This is a genomic window from Mesorhizobium sp. W050 (assembly GCF_054719535.1).
Genome location: NZ_JBTTIH010000001.1, coordinates 1,303,728 through 1,318,702 on the forward strand (window position 1 = coordinate 1,303,728; position 14,975 = coordinate 1,318,702).

The following is a 14,975-nucleotide window of genomic DNA, read 5'->3' on the forward strand; positions in this document are numbered from 1 at the left end:
TGCGTCCACTGGAAGATTATCACTGCCAACGGGTGTTCCGAGCGCGGATTCATTTGACGAAGCGGCGCCGAGCCGATTAGCTTTCTTCGGAAGGGGTGGCAGAGCTGCCATCGGGGCGAATGCAGACATGAACACGATTGGCTGGCCAAATGTCAGGAGCCTGAATCAGGAAGGCATTGTCTTTGCCATCGCCGTGGTGCTGTTCGTCGCCGCTGCCATTGGGCTGCCTGGTTTCATCGCTGCCAACAATCTCGTTGCCATCGTCCGCTCGGTGTCGGTGCTGGGCATTTTGGCGCTCGGCATGGCGGTCGTCATAATCGGCAGGGGCATCGACCTGTCGGCGGTGGCGATCATGGCGATGTCGGTCGCCTGGTATCTACAATTGCTCAACGCCGGAACGCCTGATGGGCTCGCCTTCGCCTATGTGCTGGCAGGCGTGCTCGCCATCGGCCTGCTCAACGGTTTTCTCGTCGCCTATGCCGACGTGCCGGCGATCTTCGTGACGCTGGCGACCGGCTCCTTCGTCTTCGGCTATGTCCGCTCGCAACTGATCACACAGGATGCGGTGCCGGTGCCTCAGGGCCATTGGGTGGAGTTGCTCGGCGGCCTGCGTTTCCTCGACATTCCGATCGAAGTGTTCGTCTTCGCCGGGCTCGCCTTCCTGTTCTTCCTGTTCCTGCGCTACACCAAATGGGGCCGCTACATCTATTTCGCCGGCGACAATCCGGTCGCCGCGCGCAACATCGGCATTCCGGTGCGGCCAATGCTGGTGCTGCGTTATGTGGTTTCGGCCTTCGTCGCGCTGATCGCCGGCCTGCTGACGGCGGCAAGCCTGCACTCGATCAACACCCGCGTCGTCAACTCGACGCTGCTCTATGACATCGTGCTGGTGGCGGTGATCGGCGGCATCGGCCTTTCCGGCGGGCGGGGCGGAGTGCGCAATGTGCTGGTGGGCGCTGCACTTATCGGCATCCTGTCGAACGCGATGACCATCATCGACATTCCGCTGCTCTATCAAAACCTGATCAAGGCGGCGATCCTGCTCGGAGCCATCATCGTCGACGGCATCATCAATCCGCGCGACGAACAGACCGCGCAGCAGGGCGACATCTAAGGGGTACCCGACGGGTCATGCGGACCGGCCGGCAATAAGTGAAAAACAGAGGATGTGACATGAAACTGATCAGAACACTGATGGCGGCCGCCACGGCGCTTGCCGCTACCGCCTTCGTCGCGCCGACCTTCGCCGCCGACGATCCGGGCCCGGCCGCATACGCGCAGGCGCTCAAGGGCAAGCGCGTCATGCTGGTGCCGCTGGCGATGGGCTTCGACCTTGCGCAGGGCTGGTCGCACTATCTGAAGACGGAAGTCGAGGCGTGGGGCGGCACCTTCGAAACACGCGATCCGAACTGGGTCGTCGATGCCGGTGCACAGGCGATCACCGACGCGATCTCGTCCGACACAAGGCCGGACGTGTTGATCATCCATGCGCCGGACCTCAACTCCTATTCCAAGCTGATGAAGAAGGCACAGGCCGCCGGAACCTACGTCATACTGGTCGACAACCCCGCCAACTTCCCGGCCGACGCCTTTGTCGGCAGCGACTGGGACCGGCTTGGCCAGCTCGAAGCCGAAGCGGCGATCAAGGGCTGCGGCGAGAACTCGTCGAAGAAGATCGGCCTTGTGCAGGGCGATCAGGCCAACTCCTCCAGTCTCTACCAGTATGCCGGCATCATGAAGGTGCTGGAGAAGCACCCCGACTTCAAGGTCGTGGCCAAGCCCGACTCCAACTGGGATCCGACGACGTCGCGCAACGTGACGACGACAATGCTGCAGCAGAACCCGGACATCTGCTCGATCATCGACTTCTGGGATGGCGACGCCACCGGCGCTTCGGCCGCGATCCGCGACGCCAAGCTCGACGGCAAGGTGTTTTTGGTCACCACCGGCGGGGGCGAGAAGGCGGCCGATTGCGACAAGCTGCAGGACGGCACCTATGGCGCCGTTGTCATGACAGACCTTGCCCGCCAGTCCGGCGACATGAACGCTATCATCAAGTTCCTGCTGCAGAGCGGCCAGCCGGCCGGCACGTCGCACACCTACATCTACACGCTGGAGAAGGCTACGACCAAAGCCGACCTCAAGCCCGACAGCTGCTGGGACCTGAAGGCGCTGCAGGCCGAAGCGGCGGCGAAGTAAGCCGCGCTTTTCGACTGAAATAAACGAGGTGACTGGACAATCCGGTCACCTCGTTCCCTCATGGAATAGCAGCCGCCGATGTCCTTTCGCGAACGCCTCCAGTCCTGGCGCTACAATCTCGTGCCCGACCATCTGGTCGGCGAGATCCTGACAAAACGCTGGACCGACAACGCCATTCCGTTCCTGGCGCTGGTGGCGACGCTCAGCGTGTTCGGCTCGATCATTCCCGGCTTCTTCAAGCTGACCTCGCTGCAGGAATCGACCCGCCAGCTCGGCGAGTTCTCGATGGTGGTCACCGGCATGACGGTGGTGATGCTGGGCGGCGGCATCGACCTGTCCGTCGGCTCGATCTTCGCGCTGTCCTGTTTCTCCGCCGTCTATGTCTTCTTCATTCTCGAACAGTCTATCTGGCTGGCGCTGGCGGCATCGCTCGCCACCGGCCTGATCTTCGGCTCCGTCAACGGCTACCTCGTCGGCTACCTCAGGCTGCGCGCCTTCCTCACCACCCTGGTGACGTTCATCTTCGGCCGGGCGCTGTTCGATATTCTCGTCACCACCTATGCCGCCGACGTGCAGCTTTCCCAGGCGACATCGGACGTGCTCGACTTCATCGGCGACAGCACCTTCTGGGGGCTTTCGGTCTCGGTGTGGCTGGCGATCATTCTTGCCATCGTCACCCATATCGCGCTGACGCGCTCACGGCCGGGCTGGCATGTGCTGGCGGTCGGCGGATCCAGGCGCTCGGCGCACAATGCCGGCATTCGCGTGCGCCGCACCGTGTTCATGACCTATGTCTTTTCCGGCTTCTGCGCCTCGATCGGCGGCTTCCTGATCGCTTGCCGCCTGAGTGGGGCAGGGCCGGGCACCGGCCTCAACCTTGAGATCATGGCGCTGACGGCGGCGGTGGTCGGCGGCGTCAGCTTGGGTGGTGGCCGCGGCTCGGTCATCAAGGGGCTGATGGGCGCCATCATCGTCTTGACCATGACCAACGGGCTGATCCGGCTGGGCTATGGCACCGGCACCAACCAGATGGTGCTGGGCATCATGCTGGCGGTGGCGGTTACCATCGACATCCGCTGGCTGAAGAACCGCCACAAGGTGCTCAACGAGGTCTATGTCGCGCCGGTCTATCTCAAGATGGGCGAGACACAGTCTGCCGTGCCGGGATCAGGTACGCCCTACGCGCTCGACAACCGGCTGTCGGCGGCCGACCATATCGGGCTCGGCGAGTTGGAAGGGCCGGAAGACGTCATCCTCGACCGCGACGATCACCTCTATTGCGGCACGCGCCATGGCGAGATCGTCCGCTTCTTCGCGCCGGATTACGTTAAGTCGGAGGTGTTTGCCCATATCGGTGGTTTTCCGCTAGGCTTGGCCTTCGACAAATCGGGCAATCTGATCAGCTGCGTCGGCGCCATGGGGCTCTATTCCGTCTCACCGGATCGGGAAGTGAGGCGCTTGTCGGCCGAGACGTCGCGCTCCTGGACCTCGATCGTAGACGATGCGCGGCTGCGCGACCCCAATGATTGCGACATCGCGCCGGACGGGCGCATCTATTTCACTGACTCCACCAAGCGCTATGACGCCCACGATTGGGCGCTTGACTCGATCGAGAACCGCGCCACCGGCCGGCTGCTGGTCTATGACCCGAAGGACGGTTCGACGAAAACGCTGCTCGACGGCTACCGCTACACCAATGGTGTGTGCATGGCGCATGATGGGAAATCGCTGTTCTTCGCTGAGAGCTGGGCCTGCCGTGTGCATCGATACTGGCTGGAAGGGCCGAAAGCAGGCACCGCCGAATGCGTCATCCGCGACATGCCGGGCTATCCCGACAACATCAACCGGGCGTCGGACGGCAATTACTGGATGGCATGGCTCGGCATGCGCACGCCGAGCTTCGACCTGTCGCTGCGCCATCCCGATATGCGCAAGCGCATGACGCGCCGGCTGCCGCAGGACGAGTGGCTGTTCCCCAACATCAACACCGGCGGCGTGGTGAAATTCAACGACAAGGGCGGCATTGTCGAGGCGATGGGCGACCTTACCGGCGGCGCGCATCCGATGGTCACCTCGATGCGCGAGCACAAGGGTTTCCTGTTCGTCGGCGGCATCCTTAACAACCGCATCGGCCGCTACAAGATTGCGGGCGCCGACCCGAACTGGACCAGTTCCGCTTCTTATTGGGGAGCGAAGCCATGATCCTCGATCCTGTGCTCGACCTGTTTCGTGGCAAGGCGGTGACCATCCCACCGCTCGACGGTGCCTTCCGTCCCAACACGCGGCTGGACGAGGCGCCAGTGTTCGCCGATTTGACGGAGCCCGACAATCTTCTGGTTGCCGATGGCCGGCTGCTCGTTTCCAGCGGCAATGCGGTATATTCGCTTGCCGCAGGGGTGGAGCCGAAGGTTGTCGGGACCTTTCCTTCCCCCATCACGGCGCTGGCTCTATCACTGTCGGGCGAACTGACGGTGGGGTTGGAAAGCGGCAAGCTGCTGGTTGCCGGCAAGGAGGTTTCGCTGCCGGCCGGCGTCAGCTGCATCACCGCGCTTGCCTATGCAGACGACGGCACGTTGTGGCTGGCCAATGGCTCGGCTGAGCACACGCCGTCGCAATGGGCCGCCGACCTGATGAAGAAGGGCGCGTCCGGTTCGCTTTGGAGGCGGGACGCGGCCGCCGCCGAGTTCCGCAAAGTGGCCGGCGATATCGCCTTTCCCTATGGGCTGCATCCCATTGGGCGGGATGTGCTGGTCAGCGAAAGCTGGCGCCATCAGCTCGTTCGCTTCGATGGTGCGACCGGTAGCCGCTCGACCGTGCTGACGCATCTGCCCGGCTATCCCGCGCGCCTCGCGCCGGCCGGCGATGGCGGCGCGTGGCTGGCTCTGTTCGCGCCACGCAACCGGCTGATCGAATTCGTTCTCCAGGAAACCCACTATCGGCGCGACATGCTAGACCAGGTGGCGCCGGCCTACTGGATCGCGCCGGCTTTGGCCTCCAATCGCAGCTTCCTCGAACCGCTGCAATGCGGCGGCGTCCGCACCATGGGCATCCACAAGCCCTGGTCGCCGAGCCGCTCCTATGGGCTGGTGGTCAGGCTCGATCAGAACATGCAGCCGCAATTCAGCCTGCACAGCCGCGCCGACGGCACGCGCCATGGCATCTGCAGCGTGGCGGAAACGGACGGCCGCCTGTTCATCGCCTCCAGGGGCGGCGATTGCGTGCTGGCCATCGACGCAGGAGGTCTCTGATGGAACCGATCGTGCGCCTGGAAAATGTCACCAAGAACTATCGCGGCGTGCCCGCGGTCAGACAAGTCAGCTTCGAACTGCGCAAGGGCGAAATCCACGCGCTGCTCGGCGAGAACGGCGCCGGCAAATCCACGCTGACCAAGATCATCGCCGGCGTCGTCGACGCCACCTCAGGCAAGATGTTCCACAAAGGCCGCGAGATCGCTTATGCGTCGCCGCATGCGGCGCTCGAGGTCGGCATCGCCATGGTGTTCCAGGAGACCAGCCTGGTGCCGTCGATGACGGTGGCGCAGAACCTCTATCTCGGCACCGAAAAATTCCTCAACCGGCTGCGCGGCACCTACATTTCGGCGCAGCAGTTTTTGCAGTCGCTGAACTTTCCGGTCGACCCCAACGCCATGGTGGCGACGCTGGGCGCGGCCAAGCGTCAGATGGTCGAGATCGCGCGCGCCGTTCACCACAATGCCGAGATCATCATCTTCGACGAGCCGACGGCGACGCTGACGCCGGAGGAGAAGCGGCACTTCTTCGCGCTGATCCGGCGGCTGAAGGCGAACGGCGTCTCGATCGTCTTCATCAGCCATGCATTGGAAGAGGCGCTGATGATCGCCGACCGCATCACAATCCTGCGCGATGGCGAGCTGGTCATAACCGACGACACATCGGCCTTCGATCGCGACAAGATCGTCGCCGCCATGGTCGGGCGTACACTGTCGGGACAGATCTATCGCCAGCGCGACGAGGCCAGGCTGCGCAAGGCCGGCAAGAAGGTGCTGTCGGTGCAGGACATTTCGATGAGCAATGTCGTGCGCAACACCTCCTTCTCGATCTTCGAGGGACAGATCACCGGCGTGTTCGGGCTGATCGGCTCCGGCCGCACCGAGACCTTCAAGATCGTCTCCGGCATCTACAAGCGCGATTTTTTGCGCGGTGGCGCGATTGAACTCGACGACAGGCCGGTGCGCTATCTCGTGCCCAGTGAGGCGGTCGCCGACGGCATCGTCTATGTTACCGAGGACCGCAAGAGCGAGGGCATTTTCGAGACGATGGGCATCGCCGAGAACCTGTTCGGCGGGCTGCTGGCGGCGGGCCGCGAAAAGGCCTGGGTGATTAACCAGCAGGAGATGCGCACGCTTTCCGCTGAATGGACGAAGACGCTGAACATCAAGGCGATCAACGACAATGCCCGCGTGGTCGAGCTTTCCGGCGGCAACCAGCAAAAGGTGGTGATCGGCAAGGGGCTGGTGCAGCAGCCGCGTATCGTGATCTTCGACGAGCCGACGCGCGGCGTCGATGTCGGCGCCATCGCCGAGATCCACCAGATCATCAACCGGCTGGCCGACGAGGGGTTGGCGGTGGTGGTGATCTCGTCCTACCTGCCGGAAATCATGAACCTGTCGGACCGGATTCTGGTGTGCCGGCAGGGCCGTATGGTCGAGGAGTTTTCGCCCGCCGAGGCGACGGAGGAGAAGATCATGTATGCGGCGGTTCATTAGGTTTCTGGTCGGTGTTTGAGGGTGCGCATAGGTCGCCAATTGGCGAAGGCCTCAGCGCCTTCGTCATCCTCGGGTCTCCGCGACGGCGCTTCGCGCCTGCTTCGCCCGTGAATGACGAAGCTGAGATGCTTCGGCCAATCGCCATGTTCTGTCAGCATCAAAAACTGAATCGGAATATCCGGTTAGCCGCCCTTGCTCGAGACCTGATTCAACCACCTGATCGACCGATTCAACGAAAGGAAACGCCATGGCCGCCACAAAACTCCTCAGCGATGCCGAGGTCGAAAAAATCCCGGTTGCGAAGGCTGTGTTCGACGACATCCGCGCGACGCGCAAGTCGGACTTCGTCAACAATTTCTGGCGCGGGCTGGCCAACGATCCTGCCTTGCTGAAACGGACATGGGACCAGGTGAAAGTGGTGATGGCTACGGAAAGCGCCATCGATCCGCTGACCAAGGAGATGATCTACATCGCTGTGTCGACCGCCAATGGCTGCTCCTACTGCGTCCACTCGCATACGGCAGCTGCCCGCGCCAAAGGCTTGACCGATGCGCAGCATGGCGAGCTGGTGTCGATCATCGGGCTGGCCGGGCAGACCAACCATCTGGTTACTGCGATGCAGATTCCGGTCGATCCTGAGTTTGAAGTGAAGTGAGGGGCGGCTTTCCCTTCTCCCCTGTGGGAGAAGGGAAAGCCTGCGCTATGCCGGTCTGTAAACCTTCTCTGCTGTATTCCAAAAGATATCCGCTTCCGCCACCGGACCGTGCTTCGCCACGGCTGCACGATGCGCCTTGATCAGTTCGGCGTGGCTGGTCCAGAGCTTCTCTATCGGGAAGTTGGAGCCGAACATCAGGTGGTCAGCGCCCAGAATGTCGATCGCATTGTCGACGATGTAGGCAATCAACGCCGGATCGTTGCGGTGGGCGAAGGTGCCTAGGCCCGACAGCTTGGCGTAGAAGTTCGGCGCTGTTGATAGAGTACTCAGGCCGGCTTTCCAGGCCTCGGTGGTTTCCGGCTCCATGCCGGTCAGCATGCCGGCATGGGTGAGGATGAAATTGGTGTCGGGATTCTCGCCGACCAGCGTCAGCCCGTCCTTCATCTGGGCGGGGAAAAGCTGCAGGTCGAAGGACAGGCCATAGTCTTTCAGCCGCGCCACATTGGCCCGCACCTTGGGGTCGATGACTTGATCGGCCGAGGCAGCGAAGCGGAAGGCCGGCGTCTCGTGCCAGTGCAGCTGCATGCGCACGCCGCGCAGCAGCGGGTACTTTTTCAATCGATCGATCTGGGGCCGGACATCGTCGACGGTCATATCGGTATAGCCGACGATAGCGTGCGGCCAGCCGGTCTCGTCGGCAGTCTTCTGCAGGAAGGCGACTTCTTTTTCGAAATCCTCCTTGGCCCAGTTGGTCTGGACATAGACGGCCTTCTCGACACCTGCGCCTTGCTGATCGGCGAGAAATTCCTCGATCGGATAGTCGCGGCGGATGGGTTCGTAGGGGCCGAAAATGCGCGGCACCATCGGCCCGACCAGCCATGGCTGGTCCTGCTGGCGCCAGATGTGGAAATGCGCGTCGATGGCTTTCTGCATCACGATACCCTTTTCCAGATTGCCGACGCCGCCGGGGCCGGGCGGGCGAGCGACAGGATGAAATCGGTGAGACTCCCGAGCGACGAGCCGTCGATGAGATCGTCGAGATCAGGCAGGATGGCGCGGAGCGCTGCCGTGGCGGGAAGAAAACGCGGGTCGCCGGCCAGCGGTGTGGCCAGCGAGAGCCTGAAGGCGCGGGCGCTCAGCCGGCGCATTGCGGTCTCGAGATCGGCATGGTCGCCGCGCTCCAGCGCGTCCGACAGGATGATCACAGCAGCACCGCGGGCGAAAGCTGAGAAACGCGGCACCGAGAGGAAGGCGAGCAGGGTCGGTCCCATGCGCGTGCCACCGTCCCAGTCGTCGACGAGTGCCGCCGCGCGGGCGAGAGCCTGGTCGCGATCGCGGATACGCAGTGCGGACGTGATGCGGGTGAGCCGCGTGCCGAAGGTGAAGATTTCGGCACGGTCAGCAGCTTGTACGGCGGCGTGCGCCAGTTTGAGATAATCCGATGTGTGCAGCTTCATCGAGCCGGAGACGTCGATCAGGATCAGCAGCTTGCGCGGCACCGTCTGGCGGCGGCGGAGCTGCGGCTCAGGGATATCGCCATCGGCGCTGACGATTTCCCTGAGCGAGCGGCGCAGGTCGAGCTTGCCGCGCGAATGGGTGCGCACGGTGCGGAATGAGCGGCGTGCGGGGAGGGCTGAAGCGAGCTTGCGGCGGAAGGACCCAAGGCCATCGTCGTCGCGGAGGAAGTCGCGGCTGCTGAGCTGTTCGATTGCCGACGACAGCTCGCCGCCTTTCTCCTGGCGCGTGGTCTGTTTCTCCTCCTGGCGCGTGCCGTGATCGTCCTTGATGCGGGTTTCCTCGTCTTCCTCGCCTTCGATCGAGGGTTGGCCATCGCCATGGAAGTGATTGCGAAAATGCGCCTCGAATTCGCCGCGGCGATCGGGCGGGGGGGCAAGCGTTGCGAGCGCCGCCTCGCGGATGTCGGCCATGGAGCGCGGGCCGAGCAGGGTTATGGCCTGCATGAAACTGGAGACCTGCTCGGGGGCGACGGCAAAGGCGTGGCGGCGCAGCAGCCGGGCGAAGTGGAGGAAGGGCGCGGAGGCGAGAGGAAGGGTTCCCTGACGCATCATTCCTTCGCGCCCCCCTCTGTCCTGCCGGACATCTCCCCCTCAAGGGGGGAGATTGGCGGCTTCGGCGCTTCGGTTCTTTCTGCGCCGCTGGAGATTGGCGAAAGCCAGGATGACGGCTGATCTCCCCCCTTGTGGGGGAGATGTCCGGCAGGACAGAGGGGGGCGCTGTCCCGCCAGCGTTGCAGAGTGCCCAGGTGAGGCCACCTCGCTGTGAACGAGCTGTTGACCTCACACGTCACCCCAGCGCCTCCTCGACAATCCGGCCAAGCTCCGGCGCGATCGCGGACAAATCCTCCTCGTCCTTGATCAGCACGCCGATGGCGCGGCGGAAGGCTTGCGGCCATGGGCTGCCGCCTTTCTCCAGTATGGTGGCGGCGTTGGCCCATTCGACGGCCTCGGAGATGCCGGGCGGCTTGGCCAGCGGGCGGACGCGGATCTCCTGCACGGCGGCCGCCACGGCGCGGGCGGTCGCTTCGGCGACCCCGCCGGCGCGCAGCATGATGATGGCGGCTTCTCGCTCGGCGTCGGGATAACCGATCCAGTGATAGACGCAGCGCCGACGCAGCGCCTCCGCCAGTTCGCGGGTGCGGTTCGAGGTCAGGAGGACGATCGGCTGCGCTTCGGCGCGGATCGTGCCGCGCTCGGGGATGCTGATCTGGAAATCGGAAAGGAATTCGAGAAGCAGCGCTTCGAACTCATGATCGGATCGGTCGATCTCGTCGACCAGCAGCACGCGCTGCCGGGGCGCTCGCAGCACTTGCAGAAGCGGCCGGGCGATCAGGAAACGGTCGTCGTAGATGTCGACCTCGTGCTCGCCGGCATGGCGGATGGCGAGCAGCTGGCGCTGGTAATTCCATTCGTAGAGCGCGTGCGCAGCGTCGATGCCTTCATAGCATTGCAGCCGCACCAGATCGCGGCCGAGGAGCTGTGCGACCGCCTTGGCAGCTTCGGTCTTGCCGACGCCGGGCGCGCCTTCCAGCAGCAGCGGCTTGCCGAGCCGTATCGCCAGGAAGATGGCGGTGGCCAGGCTGTCGTCGGCGAGGTAGCGCGAAGCAGCGAGATGCTGTGCCACCGCCTCCGGCGAGGTCGCGACAGTCTCGGCATTCGGCTCCTGCATGTCGTCCTCAGTTCGCCGCTTGCGCCTTCAGCGCGCGCAATATGCGCTCCGGTGTGATCGGCAGCGTGTCGATGCGCACGCCGACGGCGTCGAAGACGGCATTGGCAACCGCGGGGATCTGCGGGTTCGCGCACATTTCGCCTGGCCCTTTGGCGCCATAAGGCCCGTCGGCCGAAGGCCGCTCCAGCACGATGATCTCGGTTTGGGCGAGATCGCCCGGTCCCGGCATCAGATACTGGTTGAAGTCGGTGCCGCCATGGTCGCGGTTGGGATAATAGGGCTCGGTCGTTTCGTATAGCGCATGGCTGATGCCCATCCAGGAACCGCCGACCAGTTGCTGCTCGACCATTTTCGGGTTCAGCGCGCGGCCGATCTCGAAGACGTTCTTGACGGTCAGCACCGTAACCTCGCCCGTCTCGTCATCGACCTCGACCTCGGCCACCGTGCAGGCATGGGCGTAGCAGGTCGACGGCTTCATCGCGCCGGTCTCTTTCTCCGGATAGGAGCGCGGGATCAGGAACATGCCGCGCCCGGATATCGAGCGCCCGCGCTTGAAATGCGCCGACAAGGCGACATCGAAGATCGAGATCGACTTTTGCGGCGCGCCCTTGACCAGAATATTGCCCTGGCCGTCAGTTTCAAGGTCGGAAGCGTTGACCTCCAGCTCTTCCGCCGCCACTTCCAGCATCACCTGGCGCGCTTCCTTGGCCGCCTGGATGACGGCGTTGCCGGCGCGGTGGGTGCCGCGCGAGGCGAAGGTGCCCATGCAGTGCGGACCGGTGTCGGTGTCGGCGGTGTCGATGGTAACCCGGTCCGTCGGCACGCCGATGGTCTCGGCGCAGATCTGCGCCATGATCTGCTTCAAGCCCTGACCGAGATCGACGCTGGAAAGCGTCACCATGAAATTGCCGGTCGGCGTCGAATGCACCAGCGCCTGCGTCGGGTCGCCGCCAAGGTTCATGCCCGTCGGATAGTTGATCGCGGCGACGCCGCGTCCGCGCCTTAGCGCCATCTCAAGCTCCCTTCTTGTAGGAGGACATCGCCATATACTTCTCCGCCACAGGCCAGTTGGCGGCGCGCGACGCCTCCTGCATACACTCGATCAGCGCCGCTCCTTCGGTCGGCTGGCGATGCGCCTTCATGTCGCCATCGCGATAGGCGTTGATGAAGCGGAATTCGAGCGGGTCCATGCCGATCAGCCGCGCCAGCTTGTCCATCTGCACCTCAAGCGCGAAGTCGCCGATGGTGACGCCGAAGCCGCGCATGGCGGAGGAGGGTGTACGGTTGGTGTAGACGCAGTAGGTGTCGATCCAGACATTGGGGATGGTGTAGGGGCCGGGATAGTGCGCGGCACCCTTCTGCGCACCGTAGGGCGAGTGCCGCGAATAGGCGCCGGCATCGGTATAGCCGGTCACCTTGCGCGCCACGATGCGGCCATCGTTCATCACGCCATCCTTGATGATTATCTTTTCGGCGGCGCGCGGCGAGGAGATCTGCATCTCCTCTTCGCGGCTGTAGATGAAGGAGACGGGACGTCCTGTCAGCTTGGCGCCAAGAATGGCGATCGGCTCGACGATGACGTCGACCTTGCCGCCAAAGCCGCCGCCGACGGTGCCGCCGGCGAAATGCAGTTTGGAGCCGGGCATCTGCAGGATGATCGAGGCGTTGTCGAGGGTGAAGAACATCGCCTGGGTGTTGGTGTAGCAGGTGAAGCGGTCATTGCCTTCGGGCACCACGACGCAACCGGTGGTCTCGGTCGGCGCATGCTCGATCGGCGAGGATTGATAACTCTGTTCGAGGATGTGGTCGGCGCCGGCAAAGCCCGCCTCGACATCGCCGAAGCGCACCTTGCGGCACTCGCCGCTGTCATAGAGATAATAGTTCTGGCCGTGATATTCGTTGACCAAAGGCGCGCCGGGCTTCAGCGCTTCCTCCATGTCGAAGACGGCCGGCAGCACCTCGTAGTCGACCTTGACCTTGGCTGCCGCTTCCTGAGCCGCGCGCTCGGTCTCGGCCAGCACCGCCACCACGGCCTCGCCCTTCCAGCGCACCTTGCCGTCGGCCAGCACCGTCTCGTCCTCCGGCCCGACCTGGATCAGGATCAGGATGGTGTAGACATTGTGCGGAACGTCCCTGGCAGTGAGGATTTTCACCACGCCGGGATGCTTCTCCGCTTCGGAAGTGTCGATCGAACGGATGCGGGCATGGTGGTGCGGACTGCGCACCATTTTCAGGTGAAGCATATTCGGGACGTTGCGGTCGGCGAAATAGGCGGTCTTGCCCGTCACATGTCCCGGCGAATCCAGCCGCGGCCGCCCATGGCCGATCTCGTACAGGCCGTCCTTGCGCTGATCGGCGAAATAGTTTTTGCGCAGTTCCATTCTTTTGGTCCTTAGGCCGCGTTCTGCGAATTGGCTCGGGCCGCGGTCAGCACCGCCTGGATGATCGGCTCGTAGCCGGTGCAGCGGCAGATGTTGCCGGACAGCGCCTCGACCACATCCTCGCGGCTCGGATTGGGGGTATGGTCGAGCAGCACCTTGGCGGCCATGATCATGCCCGGCGTGCAGAAGCCGCATTGTGTGGCGAAGGCGTCGAGGAAGGCACGCTGCAGCGGATGCAGGACGCCGGCCTCAGCGAGGCCCGATGTGGTGCGAATGTCGGCGCCGCCGCAGGTCTCGGCCAGGGTCAGGCAAGAGAGCCGGAGTTCGCCGTCGATGATGACCGAACAGGCGCCGCAGGTGCCCTGGTGGCAGCCGCCCTTGGGCGAGGTGTCGCCGATCTTGTCGCGCAGCGCGTGCAGCAGCGTCGTGCCGCTGTCGACAAATTCGGCCTTCTCCGAGCCGTTGAGCGTGAACTGAACCGGAACCTTTGCCATGTTTTCCTCCCAGCGCGCCTGCCCGGTTGATCGGACAGACGCGCGCCCCCCAAGCGGTGGTTAAGTAAGCAGCAGCCGGCCGAGATGGACCGGCAGAACCTCGGCGCGATACCAGGCGCTGGCGATCGGGTCGGTGATTGGCGAAGTGCCTTCACCGGCTGCAGCCAGCGCCGCTGCGACGCCGTCCTGCTCGAGCCTGCTGCCGATCAGTGCCTTTTCCGCAGCACGGGCGCGCATCGGCCGGCCTGCCATGCAGCCGAGCGCGATCCGCGCCGAGGAGACAGTGCCGTCGCCGGCCTGTTCGAGAACGGCGGCGATGCTGAGCACGGAGACGCCCTTCGGCTTGACCCGCGACACTTTCAGGAAGCGGAAATTCTCGGCCTTCGGCAGCGCGAAGGCGACTGACGTGACGATGGCGCGGCTGCCGTCCCGCTTGGCCAGGAAATCCTCGATAGGCAATTCCCCATCATCGGTGCCAACCGTCGCATCCAGCGCCAGCAACACCACGGCGAAATCGCCATAGGGCGCCGGCGCAAACAAATTGCCGCCGACGGTCGCCATGTTGCGGATCGCCGGGCCGCCGACGGCGCGCGCGGCCTTGGACAGTGCCGCAAGCTCGGGATGGCGGGCGATGGCCGCCATTGTCACCGAAGCGCCGATGCGGACCTTGCCGCCGGCAACGGTAATCCCGGAAAGGGTCGGATCGGTCGAGCGGACGAGGCCGGTGACGGAGACATCGCCTTCATTGGCGGCACGCACGACCAGCGTGCCGCCGCCGAGATAGCGGGTGCCGGGCGCCTTCAGCGCCGCGTTGGCATCCCTGACGGCCGAAAAGGTCTGGACGGCAAGCGCCATGGCAGGCTCCCTCACTCAACTCTGGCCAGAAAAATGGCTCTTCAACGCATTGAAGCCACCCTGGAAGACATTGGCGGCCATGCCGGCGGCGATCTTGTCGGCCTCTTCGGGCGCCGCGTCGAAAGTTGCGGTCCATTCGGCATAGGTGCGGTCGCCGTCGGTCACGCGGCGCAATTGCAGCATCGCTTTGTGATTGGTCAGCGGCTGCGGCGTCTCCAGGATGGAGTAGCTGACGCGGAAATTCGCATCGGAGAAGTCGAGCAGTTTCTCGCGGATACGCGCGCCGCTGGCGAGCTCGAAATTACGCACGCAGCCGATGGTTTCGGCGCTCTTGCCGTCTTCGATATGGCTCTTGACCATGCGCGGATGCCAGCCCGGCAGGCCGTTGAAGTCGCGTATGCGCGCCCAGACCTTTTCGACCGGCGCGTCGATGACGCTGGAGACGGTGACTTCAGCCATAT

14 protein-coding genes are annotated in these 14,975 nt (G+C 63.9%); 6 read left to right on the forward strand and 8 right to left on the reverse strand.

Annotated features, from left to right (window positions below; genetic code table 11):
* Positions 1-127 precede the first annotated feature (127 nt).
* The 6 genes from ACYG9Y_RS06245 (at position 128) to ACYG9Y_RS06270 (ending at position 7,598) form a co-directional block, all read left to right on the forward strand.
* Positions 128-1,114, forward strand: coding sequence for an ABC transporter permease (locus ACYG9Y_RS06245; protein WP_023690774.1), 987 nt, complete (start codon positions 128-130; stop codon positions 1,112-1,114).
* Between the two features lie 59 nt (positions 1,115-1,173).
* Complete coding sequence (locus ACYG9Y_RS06250; RefSeq protein ID WP_023668177.1) at positions 1,174-2,199, forward strand: sugar ABC transporter substrate-binding protein; 1,026 nt, start codon at positions 1,174-1,176, stop codon at positions 2,197-2,199.
* A gap of 78 nt (positions 2,200-2,277) precedes the next feature.
* Complete coding sequence (locus tag ACYG9Y_RS06255; protein WP_023739935.1) at positions 2,278-4,401, forward strand: ABC transporter permease; 2,124 nt, start codon at positions 2,278-2,280, stop codon at positions 4,399-4,401.
* On the forward strand, positions 4,398-5,447 hold the full coding sequence (locus tag ACYG9Y_RS06260) for an SMP-30/gluconolactonase/LRE family protein (RefSeq protein ID WP_023739934.1): 1,050 nt from the start codon (positions 4,398-4,400) through the stop codon (positions 5,445-5,447). Before ACYG9Y_RS06255 ends, ACYG9Y_RS06260 begins: the two co-directional genes overlap by 4 nt.
* Positions 5,447-6,943 (forward strand): sugar ABC transporter ATP-binding protein, encoded by a 1,497-nt coding sequence (locus ACYG9Y_RS06265; RefSeq protein WP_023739933.1) that lies wholly within the window; start codon positions 5,447-5,449, stop codon positions 6,941-6,943. Before ACYG9Y_RS06260 ends, ACYG9Y_RS06265 begins: the two co-directional genes overlap by 1 nt.
* A gap of 247 nt (positions 6,944-7,190) precedes the next feature.
* On the forward strand, positions 7,191-7,598 hold the full coding sequence (locus tag ACYG9Y_RS06270; RefSeq protein ID WP_023739932.1) for a carboxymuconolactone decarboxylase family protein: 408 nt from the start codon (positions 7,191-7,193) through the stop codon (positions 7,596-7,598).
* A gap of 45 nt (positions 7,599-7,643) precedes the next feature.
* Here ACYG9Y_RS06270 and ACYG9Y_RS06275 read toward each other — a convergent pair whose 3' ends face one another.
* The 8 genes from ACYG9Y_RS06275 to ACYG9Y_RS06310 form a co-directional block, all read right to left on the reverse strand.
* Entirely contained in the window at positions 7,644-8,531 is an 888-nt protein-coding gene (locus ACYG9Y_RS06275; RefSeq protein WP_023739931.1) for an amidohydrolase family protein, read from the reverse strand.
* Complete coding sequence (locus ACYG9Y_RS06280) at positions 8,531-9,667, reverse strand: vWA domain-containing protein (protein ID WP_023739930.1); 1,137 nt, start codon at positions 9,665-9,667, stop codon at positions 8,531-8,533. Before ACYG9Y_RS06280 ends, ACYG9Y_RS06275 begins: the two co-directional genes overlap by 1 nt.
* Positions 9,668-9,902: 235 nt before the next feature.
* Complete coding sequence (locus ACYG9Y_RS06285) at positions 9,903-10,784, reverse strand: AAA family ATPase (protein WP_023739929.1); 882 nt, start codon at positions 10,782-10,784, stop codon at positions 9,903-9,905.
* Between the two features lie 7 nt (positions 10,785-10,791).
* Entirely contained in the window at positions 10,792-11,796 is a 1,005-nt protein-coding gene (locus ACYG9Y_RS06290) for a xanthine dehydrogenase family protein molybdopterin-binding subunit (protein ID WP_023733134.1), read from the reverse strand.
* A gap of 1 nt (position 11,797) precedes the next feature.
* Entirely contained in the window at positions 11,798-13,165 is a 1,368-nt protein-coding gene (locus ACYG9Y_RS06295) for a xanthine dehydrogenase family protein molybdopterin-binding subunit (RefSeq protein ID WP_023739928.1), read from the reverse strand.
* Between the two features lie 11 nt (positions 13,166-13,176).
* Positions 13,177-13,659, reverse strand: coding sequence for a (2Fe-2S)-binding protein (locus ACYG9Y_RS06300; RefSeq protein ID WP_023673043.1), 483 nt, complete (start codon positions 13,657-13,659; stop codon positions 13,177-13,179).
* Positions 13,660-13,719: 60 nt separating this feature from the next.
* On the reverse strand, positions 13,720-14,514 hold the full coding sequence (locus tag ACYG9Y_RS06305; RefSeq protein ID WP_023739927.1) for an FAD binding domain-containing protein: 795 nt from the start codon (positions 14,512-14,514) through the stop codon (positions 13,720-13,722).
* Positions 14,515-14,529: 15 nt separating this feature from the next.
* Complete coding sequence (locus ACYG9Y_RS06310; protein ID WP_023739926.1) at positions 14,530-14,973, reverse strand: SRPBCC family protein; 444 nt, start codon at positions 14,971-14,973, stop codon at positions 14,530-14,532.
* Positions 14,974-14,975: the final 2 nt, after the last annotated feature.

Coding starts and splice junctions, on each gene's coding strand:
- ACYG9Y_RS06245 (WP_023690774.1), top strand. CDS start 128: ATGAACACGATTGGCTGGCCAAATGTCAGGAGCCTGAATCAGGAAGGC.
- ACYG9Y_RS06250 (WP_023668177.1), top strand. CDS start 1,174: ATGAAACTGATCAGAACACTGATGGCGGCCGCCACGGCGCTTGCCGCT.
- ACYG9Y_RS06255 (WP_023739935.1), top strand. CDS start 2,278: ATGTCCTTTCGCGAACGCCTCCAGTCCTGGCGCTACAATCTCGTGCCC.
- ACYG9Y_RS06260 (WP_023739934.1), top strand. CDS start 4,398: ATGATCCTCGATCCTGTGCTCGACCTGTTTCGTGGCAAGGCGGTGACC.
- ACYG9Y_RS06265 (WP_023739933.1), top strand. CDS start 5,447: ATGGAACCGATCGTGCGCCTGGAAAATGTCACCAAGAACTATCGCGGC.
- ACYG9Y_RS06270 (WP_023739932.1), top strand. CDS start 7,191: ATGGCCGCCACAAAACTCCTCAGCGATGCCGAGGTCGAAAAAATCCCG.
- ACYG9Y_RS06275 (WP_023739931.1), bottom strand. CDS start 8,531: ATGCAGAAAGCCATCGACGCGCATTTCCACATCTGGCGCCAGCAGGAC.
- ACYG9Y_RS06280 (WP_023739930.1), bottom strand. CDS start 9,667: ATGATGCGTCAGGGAACCCTTCCTCTCGCCTCCGCGCCCTTCCTCCAC.
- ACYG9Y_RS06285 (WP_023739929.1), bottom strand. CDS start 10,784: ATGCAGGAGCCGAATGCCGAGACTGTCGCGACCTCGCCGGAGGCGGTG.
- ACYG9Y_RS06290 (WP_023733134.1), bottom strand. CDS start 11,796: ATGGCGCTAAGGCGCGGACGCGGCGTCGCCGCGATCAACTATCCGACG.
- ACYG9Y_RS06295 (WP_023739928.1), bottom strand. CDS start 13,165: ATGGAACTGCGCAAAAACTATTTCGCCGATCAGCGCAAGGACGGCCTG.
- ACYG9Y_RS06300 (WP_023673043.1), bottom strand. CDS start 13,659: ATGGCAAAGGTTCCGGTTCAGTTCACGCTCAACGGCTCGGAGAAGGCC.
- ACYG9Y_RS06305 (WP_023739927.1), bottom strand. CDS start 14,514: ATGGCGCTTGCCGTCCAGACCTTTTCGGCCGTCAGGGATGCCAACGCG.
- ACYG9Y_RS06310 (WP_023739926.1), bottom strand. CDS start 14,973: ATGGCTGAAGTCACCGTCTCCAGCGTCATCGACGCGCCGGTCGAAAAG.